The sequence below is a fragment of the Achromobacter sp. 1014246743 genome (assembly GCF_059760725.1).
In genome coordinates this window covers 1-13,610 of the sequence record NZ_JCBANA010000029.1, presented here as the reverse complement: position 1 = coordinate 13,610, position 13,610 = coordinate 1, and the positions used below count along the sequence as shown (strand labels likewise).

The 13,610-nt window shown below is 65.2% G+C and carries 10 protein-coding genes; 1 reads left to right on the top strand and 9 read right to left on the bottom strand.

The genetic code is table 11. The features are described 5' to 3' along the window. Window positions 1-4: 4 nt before the first annotated feature. The 9 genes from AC6LJ2_RS14010 to AC6LJ2_RS13970 all read right to left on the bottom strand — a co-directional run bounded on the left by AC6LJ2_RS14010 (window position 5) and on the right by AC6LJ2_RS13970 (window position 12,283). A complete protein-coding gene (locus AC6LJ2_RS14010) occupies window positions 5-1,033 on the bottom strand; it encodes a sulfate ABC transporter substrate-binding protein (RefSeq protein WP_498151585.1) in 1,029 nt (342 codons plus the stop codon). A 235-nt stretch (window positions 1,034-1,268) separates the two neighbouring features. Next, window positions 1,269-1,910: a peroxiredoxin gene (locus AC6LJ2_RS14005; RefSeq protein ID WP_025140182.1), complete on the bottom strand. Its 642-nt coding sequence runs from the start codon at window positions 1,908-1,910 to the stop codon at window positions 1,269-1,271. A gap of 155 nt (window positions 1,911-2,065) precedes the next feature. Continuing rightward, on the bottom strand, window positions 2,066-3,892 hold the full coding sequence (locus AC6LJ2_RS14000; RefSeq protein WP_263910707.1) for an acyl-CoA dehydrogenase family protein: 1,827 nt from the start codon (window positions 3,890-3,892) through the stop codon (window positions 2,066-2,068). 173 nt (window positions 3,893-4,065) lie between these two features. After that, window positions 4,066-5,766 (bottom strand): aspartate-alanine antiporter, encoded by a 1,701-nt coding sequence (gene aspT / locus AC6LJ2_RS13995; RefSeq protein ID WP_263910705.1) that lies wholly within the window; start codon window positions 5,764-5,766, stop codon window positions 4,066-4,068. A gap of 34 nt (window positions 5,767-5,800) precedes the next feature. Continuing rightward, window positions 5,801-7,621 carry a bifunctional aspartate transaminase/aspartate 4-decarboxylase gene (locus AC6LJ2_RS13990; protein WP_263910704.1) on the bottom strand — a complete coding sequence of 607 codons (1,821 nt, stop codon included), beginning with the start codon at window positions 7,619-7,621 and terminating at the stop codon, window positions 5,801-5,803. A gap of 100 nt (window positions 7,622-7,721) precedes the next feature. Then, window positions 7,722-9,413: an aspartate-alanine antiporter gene (gene aspT / locus AC6LJ2_RS13985; RefSeq protein ID WP_498151584.1), complete on the bottom strand. Its 1,692-nt coding sequence runs from the start codon at window positions 9,411-9,413 to the stop codon at window positions 7,722-7,724. 193 nt (window positions 9,414-9,606) lie between these two features. Next, the gene (locus AC6LJ2_RS13980) at window positions 9,607-10,536 is read right to left on the bottom strand and encodes an electron transfer flavoprotein subunit alpha/FixB family protein (protein WP_263910702.1); all 930 of its coding nucleotides are present in this window, start codon (window positions 10,534-10,536) and stop codon (window positions 9,607-9,609) included. 1 nt (window position 10,537) lies between these two features. Continuing rightward, complete coding sequence (locus AC6LJ2_RS13975) at window positions 10,538-11,287, bottom strand: electron transfer flavoprotein subunit beta/FixA family protein (RefSeq protein ID WP_263910701.1); 750 nt, start codon at window positions 11,285-11,287, stop codon at window positions 10,538-10,540. A gap of 72 nt (window positions 11,288-11,359) precedes the next feature. Then, window positions 11,360-12,283, bottom strand: a complete 924-nt coding sequence (locus AC6LJ2_RS13970) for a histone deacetylase family protein (protein WP_498151583.1) — start codon at window positions 12,281-12,283, stop codon at window positions 11,360-11,362. A gap of 10 nt (window positions 12,284-12,293) precedes the next feature. Between AC6LJ2_RS13970 and mltB the strand changes: the two genes are divergently transcribed. Beyond that, window positions 12,294-13,448: a lytic murein transglycosylase B gene (gene mltB, locus AC6LJ2_RS13965; RefSeq protein ID WP_263910698.1), complete on the top strand. Its 1,155-nt coding sequence runs from the start codon at window positions 12,294-12,296 to the stop codon at window positions 13,446-13,448. Window positions 13,449-13,610: the final 162 nt, after the last annotated feature.

The following is a 13,610-nucleotide window of genomic DNA, read 5'->3' as shown; positions in this document are numbered from 1 at the left end:
CCGCTTACTTCTTCTGCGGCTGGTAGATCTGGTCAAACGTGCCGCCGTCGCTGAAGTGGTCCTTCTGCGCCTTGCGCCAGCCGCCGAAGATCTTGTCGTCGATGGTCACGAGCTTGACCTTCGGGAACTTGCTCTCGTACTTGGCGGCCACGGTCTTGTCGATCGGGCGGTAGTAGTTCTTGGCGATGATTTCCTGCGCGGCAGGGGTGTACAGGAATTCAAGATAGGCCTGGGCCGCGGCGCGCGTGCCCTTCTTGTCGACGATCTTGTCGACGATGGCCACGGGCGGTTCGGCCAGGATGGACAGCGACGGCACCACGATGTCGAACTTGTCCGGCCCCAGTTCCTCGAGCGCCAGGAAGGCCTCGTTTTCCCAGGCCAGCAGCACGTCGCCCACGCCACGCTCGACGAAGGTGGTGGTGGCGCCCCGGGCGCCGGTATCCAGCACCGGCACGTGCTTGAGCAGGTCGCCGACATAGGCGCGCGCCTTCTCTTCGCTGCCACCGTTCTTTTCCAGCGCGTAGGCCCACGCCGCCAGGTAGTTCCAGCGCGCGCCACCCGAAGTCTTCGGATTGGGCGTGATCACCTGCACGCCGTCCTTGACCAGGTCGTCCCAGTCCTTGATCTGCTTGGGGTTGCCCTTGCGCACCAGGAACACGATGGTCGAGGTGTACGGCGAGCTGTTCTGCGGCAGGCGCGCCTGCCAGTTCTCGGGCACAAGGCCGCGGTCGGCGATGGCATCGATGTCGTAGGCCAGCGCCAGCGTCACCACATCGGCTTCCAGCCCGTCGATGACCGAGCGCGCCTGGCGGCCCGAACCGCCGTGCGACTGGCGGATCGTCAGGTCGACGTTGGCTTTTTCCCTGTATTGCTTGATGAAGGCGTCATCGATGGCGCGGTACAGTTCGCGCGTCGGATCGTAGGACACGTTCAACAGGGTCTGCTTCTGCTGTGCCTGGGCCGGCGCGATCGCGGCAAAGGACACCGTCACTGCGGCCAAGGCGGCCAACCAACCCGCTTTCCTGAAAGACATTCCTTGCTCCCTTCCCATGTTTGGCAATGTGGAAGCAAGTTTGCCGGGCGCCTGATCTGAACGGAACGAATCATTCTTTGATTGCTCATCGCTCCCAGGCATATAGCGCGGCGGTCGGCGGCGCCCCCGGAACGCAAAAAAGCCGCGCCTTCCCAGGGGAAAACGCGGCTGTACGGGCACTGCCCGCCGAAATCGGGCAAGGCGGCACGCGCCGCCTTGCGCACGATTTCCTTATTTACTTATTCGGTTGCGGCGTAATGCGCAGGTACGGACGCACGGCCTTGTAACCCTTCGGGAACTTCTGCTTGATCACCGCTTCGTCCTGCAGGGACGGCACGATGATCACGTCGTCGCCGTCTTCCCAGTTGACCGGCGTGGCCACGCTGTGGCTGTCGGTCAGCTGCAGCGAGTCGATGACGCGCAGGATCTCATTGAAGTTGCGCCCCGTGCTGGCGGGGTACGTGATGGTCAGGCGGACCTTCTTGTTCGGATCAATGATGAAGACCGAACGCACCGTCAGCGTGGCGTTGGCGTTCGGGTGGATCATGTCGTACAACTCGGACACCTTGCGGTCCTTGTCGGCCAGGATCGGGAAATTGACCTTGGTGGACTGCGTGTCGTTGATGTCTTCGATCCACTTGCTGTGCGAATCGGCGCCGTCCACGGACAGGGCCAGCACCTTCACGTTGCGCTTGGCGAATTCATCGGCCAGCTTGGCGGTGTAGCCCAGCTCGGTCGTGCAGACCGGCGTGAAGTCGGCCGGATGCGAAAAAAGGACACCCCAGCTATTGCCCAGATACTCATGGAAGCGGATCGGGCCGGCCGAGGATTCCTGTTCGAAATCGGGGGCGGTATCGCCCAGGCGTAGATGACTCATGGTGTCTCCTCTCGTGCGCATTCAGGTTTACGGAACCGGCTGGCCTCCAGGCCCGGTGACCAGCCGGGTAATCGTTCCGGCGGCGGCAGGAGCCGCCCGTGAAAACGATTCTTCCATCAAACCTGTTGCAGGGGAAATACGCAAGGCATATAACCTTATGCAATATTCGCAGCGGCCCCGCAGGCATCGGCCACTACCCCGGCACGCACCGCGGCCGACAGGGCCAGGGCACGCGGCAGGATGTGCGCCGCGTAGAACAATCCGGTGGCGAGCTTCTCGCGGTGGAACGGATCGGTCGACCCCGCGGCCAGGCGCCGGCGGCACACCAGCACGGCGCGCGCCATCTGCCAGCCGCCATGCACCACGCCAGCCAGCATCAGATAAGGCACGCTGCTGGAATAGACGGCCCGGATGTTCGCGGCCGATTGCTCCAGGATGAACTCCACGCCGGCCTCGTAGGCCTGGATGGCGCTGTCCAGGTTGTCGCGCAGCAGGCGCAGCCCGTCACGCTCGGGCGCCGAGGCGCGCGAGGATTCGGCCTCGACGGCCCGCAACGTCTCGCGCATGGCAGAGATGGCGGCGAAGGCAGTGGCGCCCGCATCGCGTTGCGTCTTGCGGCTGACCAGGTCGTTGGCCTGGATCGCGGTCGTGCCTTCATAGATGGGCAGGATGCGGGCATCGCGGTAATACTGCGCCGCGCCGGTCTCTTCGATGTAGCCCATGCCGCCGTGCACCTGGATACCCAGCGACGCCACTTCGACGGCGGATTCGGTCGAAAAGCCCTTCACGATGGGCACCATGTATTCATAGAACGCCCGGTTGCGGGCGCGCTGCTCGGGATCGGGATGATGCGTGCCCTTGTCGTGCGCCGCCGCTGTCACGTAGGACACGGCCCGCGCGGCCTCGGTCAGCGCCTTCATGGTCAGCAGCATGCGCTGCACGTCCGGATGGCGCGCGATGGCGACCGGTGCGGCCGAGCCTTCCACCGCCCGCCCCTGCACCCGCTCGCGCGCATAGGCCAGCGCGTGCTGGTAGGCACGCTCGGACACGCCGATGCCCTGCTGCCCCACCGAATACCGGGCGGCGTTCATCATGATGAACATGTATTCCAGCCCGCGGTTCAGCTCGCCTACCAGGTAACCGACCGCGCCCTCGCCCGCCTCGCCCTTGCCCGAGCCATACAGCAGCACCGCGGTGGGGCTGCCGTGTATGCCCAGCTTGTGCTCCAGCGACGCACACCAGACATCGTTGCGCGCCCCCAGGCTGCCGTCGGCCCCCACCAGGAACTTGGGCACGATGAACAACGAAATGCCCTTCACCCCCGGCGGGGCGTCCGGCGTGCGTGCCAGCACCAGGTGGATGATGTTTTCAGCCAGGTCGTGCTCGCCATAGGTAATGAAGATCTTCTGGCCGGACAGCCGGTACGTACCGTCTTCCTGGCGCACGGCGCGGGTGGCCACCTGGGCCAGGTCCGAACCGGCCTGCGGCTCGGTCAGGTTCATGGTGCCCGTCCACTTGCCGCCGATCAAATTGGGGACAAACTTTTTGCGCTGCTCCTCGGAGCCCACGGTCAGGATGGCCTCGATCACACCATCGGTCAGCATGGGGCACAACGAGAACGCCAGGCTGGCCGCCTGGATGTTTTCGCCGGGCGCGGCGGCGACCAGCTTGGGCAGCCCCTGTCCGCCCCAGGCCTGCGGATGCTGCAGGCCCTGCCAGCCCCCGGCGGCATAGTCCTTGAATCCTTGCGCATAGCCGGGCGTTGCCGTCACGTGGCCGTCGTTCCAGACGGGCGGCCGGGTGTCGCCCGGCACGTTCAGCGGGGCGATCGCCTGCTCGACGAAGCGGCCGTTTTCTTCCAGGATGGCATCCACCAGATCGGGCGTCACCTCTTCGAAGCCGGGCAGCTTCAGGACGTCGTCCAGGCCGGCCAGTTCTTTCAGCGCAAAGCGGAAGTCCTGCAGCGGGGTAAGGTAGGGCATCGTGTCTCCATGAGCCTCTCGTCCGTGACGGCGGGCGGGGCGGTGTGCGGGGGGGCGCCGCCTTCGGTGACACGCATGGCGCGGGTCGATGGGCGGTCTTGGTGGTTTCCCTAACCGATCTTAAACCCTCAGCCGCGCTTTGCGGGCGTGCAGCCCGCAAAGTCGCCGGCGCCTCAACGCAGGTGATGGGCCAGCGACACGATGATCGGCCCCAGCACCGGCAGCATCACGTTGGCGATGGCGTAGGTGACGGTATAGCCCAGCAGCGGCACGGCGCTGCCGCTCGCCCCCAGGATCGCACTGATGGCCGGCGTGCTGACGTGCTGGCCGGCAATGGCCCCCACCAGCAACGGCCCTTCAATCTTGAGCAGCTTGTGGCCGACCCATAGTGACAGGCAGGCCGGCCCCAGCGAGACCAGCAGCCCGATCAGGGGCAGCACGGCACCGTGCTCGCGGATCAGCGACACCGCCTCGGGCCCCGCCGACAAGCCGACGCAGGCCACGAAAATCGCCAACCCCAGGTCCTTGAGCAACTGGACGGCATGATCGGGCATATGCCCCACCGCGGGCCGTTTGGCGTTGATCCAGCCGCACACCAGGCCGCTGACCAGGGCGCCACCGCCACTGCCCAGCGACACCGGAATGTCCCAGAGCCGGGCGCTCAGGCTCCCCACCAGCAGCCCCGCCAGGATGCCGAATGCCAGGAACACCAGATCGGTCACGCCGCTGCGGCGCAGCTCGTTGCCCAGCGCCGCCCCCGCCACGGACAGTTCCGGTTCGGCGCCCACCAGCGTCACCAGGTCGCCGTACTGAAGCACCGTGGCGGGCGTGACGGGCAACAGGTGGCCGGACCGCTGGATCGATTGCAGGAACACGCCACGAGCCCGTTTGGCTCCCGGCCGCTGCGCCAGTTCACCCAAGGTGTGGCCGTTGACGGACTTCTTGCTGACGATCACCACCCGTTCGCTCAACTGCAGATCGTCGGCATGCGCCTCGGGCAGCTGGATTTCCGGGCCGATCACCGAGCCGGCGCGCAACGCGAATCGCCTCAGTCCCAGCACCACCACGATGTCGCCGGTTGCCAGCGCGTCATCGGGCACAGGTTCGACCGCTTCGCCATTGCGCAGGATGCGGCTGATGGCCGTGCGCCCGCCCAGGGCCGCCTCGACCTCGGCCACCGTCTTGCCGTCAGCGTCCTTGACCACGTGCGAACGCCCCACCAGACGCGGCAACGTCGGCAGATTGCTGTCTTCGCTTTCGCCCGAAGCCACGCCCAGTTTTTCCTCCAGCGCCTTGGATGCCTCGCGCAGGTTGATGCGCAGCAGGGCCGGCGCCACCTGGCTGGTAAAGAAAACGATGCTGATCAGCCCCACCAGATACGTCAGCGTGTAGGCCGTGGCGATATTGGCTTCCATGCGCTGCACGTCGGCATCGGGCAGGCCCAGGTGCTTGAGCGCCTCGGCGGCGGTGCCCACCACCGCCGATTCGGTCGCCGCCCCCGCCGCCAGGCCGGCCGCGGTGCCCGCGTCCAGCCCGAACAGCGGCACGGCCGCCAGCACGATGGTCAGCACCAGCAAGGCTTCGATCACCGGCAGCAGGATGTAGCGCAGGCTGGAGCGGTTCAGGTTGGCAAAGAACTGCGGCCCGCCCGAGTAGCCCATGGCGAAGATGAACAGGGCAAACGCGACCTCTTTCAGGTCGCCGCGCATCTGGCAGCCGGTCTGGCCGATCAACAGGGCGACGATCAGCGTGCCGCACACGCCGCCCAGTTGAATCGGCCCGACCTTGAGCTTGCCGATCAGGTATCCCAACCCCACCGTCAGGAACAGCACCGCGATGGGAACGCTATTGAAAAACCCGACTGAGCACGTCATAAGGTCATGTCGCCCTGGTGGTTGCCGCTGCCTGCTACTTGCCTGCCGTGGCCTTCTTGGCGGAACGTTCCGCCTTGGCGGCCTGCTTCACCGCCTTTTTCACGGCCTTCTTGGCGGCGTTCTTGCCACCGGCCTTGCGCTTGGCGGCCGATGCCTTGACCGTCTGGCCCTTGCCCGCGGTGGGACCCGAACGCACCAGTTGACCGGCCTTCCAGGCCTCGACGTATTCCGTGGCGGCCTCGACCATGTGTTTGCCGATCTTGGAATAATCGCCGTCGTCCAGGTTGGCCAGCGAGATGCGGATGGACCACGGCGGGCCGCCAAAGCCGCCGCCATCCATCAGCACCACGCCCGACTTCTCGGCCAGGCGGAACAGGAAGTCCACCGGTTCGTAGTTCGTCGTCATGTACTTGCAGAAGGCGTCGCCATAGGTGTTCTTGGCCCACACCATGAAGTCCAGCTCGACGTAGTACCAGCCGCGCATCGGGTCTTCCGGCGGCAGCGGCGCGCCCAGGCCGCGCCACAGCGCGTCGCGGCGAGCCCGCACGATCTGCATCGTCAGGTGCTTGTACGCATCCTTCAGGTCCAGCAGGTGCGACAACGCGAAAAAGCCCATCTGCACCTGCTGCGGCAGCGACAGGCCGGCGGTGTGGTTCAGCGCCACGTTGCGGCTGTCGGCCACCATCCGGTCGATGAACTTGAGCTTTTCGGGTTCCATCGTCATGGCGCCATAGCGCTTGTTCAGACGCTGCTTCCATGACGCGGGCAGCTCGGCGATGCGGCGGTCCATCGTGTTCTTCTCGTGGGTGGCGATCACGCCCAGGCGCCAGCCCGTGCAACCGAAATTCTTCGAGAACGAATAGACGCAGATGGTGTTGTGCGGCACCTCGGCCATCAGCGAACGGAAGTTCGGCACGAACGTGCCATACACGTCATCGGTCACCAGCACCAGGTCCGGATTCTTGCGGATCAGGCCGACGATCTGCTTCATCTCGACCGGGCTGAAGGCGACGGAAGGCGGATTGCTGGGGTTCACCGTCACCGCCAGCTTGATCTTGGGGTTCTCCAGCTTGGCGATCTCCGACGCCGGATAGTGCCAATCATGCGTGCCGTCAGCGCGCACGCTGCTGGCATTGATGGCCACGATCTTGAACTGGAAGCGCTCCAGGTGCGCGATCTCGATGTAAGGCGTGAAGGTGGGCAGGAACAGCGCAATGGTGTCGCCCTGCTTGAGCAGGCCGTTCTGCATCAGCGAGTCGAAGATGTAGCACATGGCCGCCGTGCCGCCTTCGACCGGGAACAGATCGAACTTGCCCTTGGGCGGGCGGCCGTCGCACATTTCCTTGATCAGGTAGTCGTGCACCACCTGCTCCAGGTGCACCAGCGAGCGCGGCGGCACGGGGTAGTTGTCGCCGATGATGCTGTCGGTCAGTTCATGGATCCATTCATCCGGCACGAAGTTCTTGATCTTGACGCCGTATTCCAGCACCCCGGCCAGGAAATCCGCGCCGGCGGCGCCCTTGTTCTTGGACAGGAACTTGCGCAACCGGTCGGCGCAACCCTTCTTGGGCGGCATGCCCGCCAGAATTCCGTCGTCGCGCACCCGGCGCGCTTCCTTCATGGCGAACTGGCCCAGCAGGAAGAACGCGTCGCGCGGTTCGGTGGCGATCCAGTTTGGGTTGCCGCGACCGGCATTCAACATGGTCAGCGCGGCGGTCTGCTGACTGTCCTTGGCCAGGGTGATCAGGTAATCCTTCAGTTCGAACGGCGACAGTTGCTCCAGGTCGCGCTGGCGGGAACGGGTGGTTTTCAGGGCCGAGGCCAGGCTGACGGTGAGAGGCGCGGTGGAAGCCATTATTCAGTACTCCTGGTTTGCGATTTGACAGGCGCTTGCCGGGGATTTTCCCCGTATCCGCTTGATGCCCCGCCCGCGCTGCGCGGGCGGGACGTTCCCGCTAGGTCATCAACATGACGATGACGATGCCCCAGATGATGAGCAAGGTATTGCCGATGGCATAAGGCACGGTGTAGCCCAACGCCGGCACCTGGCTCTTGGCGGTCTCGGTGATCTGCCCGATAGCCGCCGTGGTGGTGCGGGCGCCGGCGCAGACACCCAGCACGATGGCGGGGTGGAACTTGAAGATGTAGCGGGCGATGAACACCCCCAGAATCATCGGCACGCTGGTCGCGATGATGCCGGCGACGAACAGCTTGGCCCCCAATTGCTGGAAGCCCAGCACGAAGCCCGGCCCCGAACTGATGCCGACCACCGCCACGAAGGCCGTCAGGCCGACCGATGTCAGGAACCAATGCACGGGCTCCGGCACCCGCCCGAAAGTCGGATGCACCGACCGCAGGTAACCGAAGATGAGGCCGGCGATCAGCGAGCCGCCCGAGGTCGACAAGGTGATGGGGATACCGCTCACGGTCAGCACCAGCGAGCCGAACAGGCCGCCCAGCAGGATGCCGAAGCCGACGAACACCATGTCGGTCTGCTCGGTGGGACGGTCGACGTAGCCCACCTTGTCGACCACCCGCTCCACGTCGCGCTTGGCGCCCAGGATGAACAGGTGATCGCCGCGGTCCAGCTTCAAGCCCCAGTTGATCGGCATCTCGTGCCCGCCGCGCACCACTTTGCGCAGGAACACGCCGCGGCCCAGCTGGCGCACGGCTTCGAGTTCCGAGATTTCCTTGACGGTCTTGCCCGCGAGGTTCTTGTTGGTGAGCACCACCTCGATGACTTCGGCTGGCAGGCTCAGCAGGTCGCGATCCTCGACTTCGGTGCCGATGATGCCCGCCGCCTGCAACACCAGCGCGTCGTGCCGGCCCGTCACGCCCAGCACGTCGCCCGCCTGCAGCACGGTGGTGGAATCGTTGTCGATGATCTGGTGGCCGCGGCGTATGCGCTCGACGAATACGCGCGCCTCCACAAATCGCGACTCCAGATCACCGACGGTCTTGCCGACGAACTCCATGTGCTCGAGCTTGTAGGCCCGCGCAATGAACTTGCGGTAGCCGGACAGTTCCATCGAATCAGACCCGCCGGACATCTTGGCCTCGTACTCCTTGCACTCCTTGACGATGTCCACCCGCATCAGCTTGGGGCCCAGCGATGCCAGCAGCCAGGCGCTGCCGACCGTGCCGAAGATGTAGCAGACGGCATAGGCCACCGGAATGCTGTCGATCCATTTCTTCTTGGTCGCCGCGTCGATACCCAGGCCGTTGATCGTGTCGGTAGCCACGCCCATCACGGCCGAAATCGTTTGCGCGCCAGCCAGCAGGCCCGCGCCCGTGCCGGCATCGAAGCCGAAACCCACGGCGGTCGCCCAGGTGACCAACAAGCAGATGACGCAGATGACGACGGCGAAGATGACCTGGGGCAGGCCATCGCTTTTCATGCCGCGAAAGAACTGTGGTCCGACGCCATAACCCAGGCCGAACAGGAACAACAGGAAAAAGACTTGCTTGACGATGGGGGCGATGGTGATGTCGAGCTGGCCGACCAGCACACCGACCAGCAAGGTGCCGGTCACCGCCCCCAGGTTGAATCCGAATATTTTCTTGGCCCCTATCCAATACCCCAGACCCAGGGTAAGGAAGATTGCAAGCTCCGGATACTTTCGCAGAGTGTCAAAGAACCAATCCATCCCGAATCTCCTTCGTTATGTACAGGCCAAGCACTTGCGCGAATCTAGCTGCGCGCGGAACACATTATCAGAATCTTTCCAAAGATCAAAAGTTTTAGTAGGTAAATATCAAATAGTTGCGATTGTCAGCCGGGCATGAAAAAACCCGCGGACATAATGCCCGCGGGTTTCGGTACCCCTGGATTATCGAGGCTTACAGCGCGCCCGTCAGTTCGGGCACGACCTGGAACAAGTCACCGACCAGGCCATAATCGGCCACGCCGAAAATCGGCGCTTCGGGGTCTTTGTTGATGGCGACGATGACCTTCGAATCCTTCATGCCGGCCAAGTGCTGGATGGCGCCCGAGATGCCCACCGCCACATACAGCTGCGGCGCAACAATCTTGCCGGTCTGGCCGACCTGCCAGTCGTTGGGGGCGTAGCCGGCGTCGACGGCAGCGCGCGAGGCGCCCAGTGCGGCGCCCAGCTTGTCAGCCAGCGGATCCAGGATCTTGAAGTTCTCGGCGCTGCCCAGGCCACGGCCGCCGGACACGACGACGCGGGCGCCGGCCAGTTCCGGACGGTCGCTCTTGGCGACTTCGCGGCCGACGAAGCTCGACAGGCCCGAATCGGCCACGGCGGCGACGTCTTCCACGGTGGCCGAGCCACCCTGCGCAGCCACGGCGTCAAAGCCGGTGGTACGCACGGTGATGACCTTGACCGAGTCGGCCGATTGCACGGTGGCAATGGCGTTGCCGGCGTAGATCGGGCGCTGGAAGGTATCGGCGGATTCCACGCCGATGATGTCCGAGATCTGGGCGACGTCGAGCTTGGCGGCCACGCGCGGCGCCACGTTCTTGCCCGAGGCGGTGGCCGGGAACAGGATGTGGCTGTAGTTCGAGGCCACGGCCAGCACCTGGGCCGCGACGTTTTCGGCCAGGCCGTCGGCCAGTTGCGGGGCATCGGCCAGCAGCACCTTGGCCACGCCGGCCGCTTGCGCGGCCTGGTCGGCCACGGCACGGGCGTTGGCGCCGGCGACCAGCACATGGACGTCGCCTCCGATCTTGGCGGCGGCGGCGACGGCGTTCAGGGTTGCGCCCTTGAGCTGGGCGTTATCGTGTTCGGCAATAACCAGCGTCGTCATCTCAGACCACCTTCGCTTCGTTCTTGAGTTTGTCCACCAGGGCCGCGACATCGGCCACCTTGATGCCGGCCTTGCGGGCGGGCGGCTCGCTGACCTTGAGGGTCTTCAGGCGCGGCGCGGGGTCCACGCCCAGGTCTTGCGGCGTGACGGTGTCCAGTTGCTTCTTCTTGGCCTTCATGATGTTGGGTAGCGTGACGTAACGCGGCTCGTTCAGGCGCAAGTCGGTGGTGATGATGGCGGGCAGCTTGAGCGTCAGGGTTTCCAGGCCGCCGTCGACTTCACGGGTGACCGTGACCTTGCCGTCGGCCAGCTCGACCTTGCTGGCGAACGTGGCTTGCGGCCAGTCCAGCAGCGCGGCCAGCATCTGGCCGGTCTGGTTGGCGTCGTCGTCGATGGCTTGCTTGCCCAGGATCACCAGTTGCGGTTGTTCCTTGTCGACCAGGGCCTTGAGCAGCTTGGCCACGGCCAGCGGCTGCAGTTCGGCGTCGGTCTGCACCAGCAGGCCGCGGTCGGCACCGATTGCCATGGCGGTGCGCAGGGTTTCCTGGCATTGCGCAACGCCGCAAGAAACCGCCACGACTTCGGCCACGGCGCCCTTTTCCTTCAGGCGGGTGGCTTCTTCGACGGCGATTTCGTCAAAGGGGTTCATGGACATCTTCACATTGGCGATATCCACGCCAGTCTGATCAGACTTGACGCGCACCTTGACGTTGTAGTCAACGACGCGCTTGACAGGTACCAACACCTTCATCCCGCTGCCTCCAAATGGAAATTAATTACCCGGCGATGCGCCGGGATCGCATTGCACAATTTTTTCCTGATTCTACAGCTTCGCCAGCGCCCGTATATGCGCCACGACGCTGCGGCCCAGGGCGGACAGGTTGTAACCGCCCTCGAGCGTGCTGACGATCCGGCCCTGGCAGTGGCGTTCGGCCACATCCACGAGCTGCTCGGTGATCCAGGCATAGTCGGCCTCCACCAGCCCCATCTGCCCCATATCGTCCTCGCGATGGGCATCGAAGCCGGCTGATATCAAGATGAGTTCCGGGCGGTGCGCTTCCAGGCGCGGCAGCCAGGTATCGGTGACGATGGGGCGCACGGCCGCGCCCGTCGTATAGGCGGCCACCGGCACGTTCAGCATGTTGGCGGCCGGGTCGGCGGTGCCGCTGTTGGGAAAGAACGGGTGCTGGAAAAAGCTGCACATCAGCACGCGGTCGTCGCCTGCGAAGACATCTTCGGTGCCATTGCCGTGGTGCACGTCGAAATCGACGATGGCCACCCGCGACAGGCCGTGGAAATCCAGCGCATGGCGGGCCGCGATGGCCACGTTGTTCAGGAAGCAGAAGCCCATGGCCTGCGAGCGGCAGGCGTGGTGCCCCGGCGGACGCACCGCACAAAAGGCCGTGCGGGCCTCGCCGCCCATCACCGCGTCGACCGCCGCCACCCCCGCGCCGGCGGCGTGCAGCGCGGCTTCGTAGGTATGCAGGTTCATGAGGGTGTCGGGATCTATCGGGTAATACCCGTGGTCCGGCGTATGTTCGCGCAAACTGTCCAGATACTGGACAGTGTGCACGCGCAGCAGGTCGTGGCGGGACGCCTGGGGCGCCTGCCGGTCGTCCAGATAAGGCATCAAGCCGCTGGCGAGCAATTGGTCGGAAATGGCATCCAGCCTCTGTGGGCTCTCCGGATGCCAACTGCCCATTTCATGCAAGCGGCATGCCGGGTGGGTAAGATACATGGTCTCCATAAGGAAGATTATGTTCATCTGTCGGCGAATACTGCAACTCGGAACCCTGACGGCCCTCCTGGCCGGGTGTTCCACCACCGCTCCCACCGCCCCGAATTCGACCGCCGCCCTGGCGCCGGCGGCCACTGGCACTACCCCCATCCGCATCGGACCCACTGCGCCGACACCCGGCTCCGATGTGGCGGATGACGGCCCGGCCACCCTGACGCCCTCGGGCGCCCTGCGCCCCGAGGTGCGCGCTTTCGTCGAGTCGCTGGCGGCCGAACGCAACCTGCCGCTCAAGCCGATGGTGTCGGCGCTGGAAGGCGCGCGCTACAACGCCACGGTGGCACGCCTGATCGCGCCGTCGCCCCCGGGCAAGAAAATCTGGCGCAGCTGGCTGACCTACCGTTCGCGCTTCGTGGAACCCAAGCGCATCGGCTGGGGCGTGGAGTTCTACAACGAGCATCGCGACCAGCTCAACCAGGCGGCGCAGCGCTTCGGCGTGCCGGCCCCGATCATCGCGTCGATCATCGGCGTTGAAACGCTGTATGGCCGCAACATGGGCAACTTCCGGGTGCTCGACGCGCTGGCCACGCTGGCCTTCGACTACCCGGACCCGGCCAAGCCCGAACGCGCCACCATGTTCCGCGGCCAGCTGGCCGACTTCCTGACGCTGGTCATGAACGGCAAGCTGGATCTCGAAACCCGCGGCTCGTACGCGGGCGCCATCGGCATGCCGCAGTTCATGCCCACCAGCATCAAGCACTACGCGGTGGATGGCGACGACAGCGGCCATATCGACCTGACCAACAACACCCGCGACGCGATCATGTCGGTGGGCAGCTTCCTGGCGCAGCATGGCTGGCAGCGCGGCCTGCCGGTGTTCGCACCGGTAACCCTGCCCGCGGACCCCACGGCGCTGGTCGATGGCGGCCTGGAACCCAAGCAAAGCTGGACCAGCCTGACCACCGCGGGCGCGCGCCTGCAGCCCGGGGCCTCAAGCACCGGCTGGGGCAACCAGCCGCTGGGCGTCGTGGACCTGGTCGAAGAAGCCCGCGGCACCGCGCAATACCGCGTCGGCACGCCCAACTTCTTCGCGCTGACCAAGTACAACCGCAGCTACTTCTACGCCACCTCGGTGGCCGACCTGGCCAGCGAAATCGAGGCCCGGGTCGGACGCTGATGGCAACACGCCAGGACAGGCGCGGCGCCGGCGGCATTCCGGTACCGCGCAGGTCGGCATGACGACCTGAACGGCCGGCGGGCGGCGGTCGGCGCGCAGCGCGTCGGAATAGTTGTGCGGCAGCTGGGTCAGCAGCAACGACACCAGGTAGTCGGAAAAGCC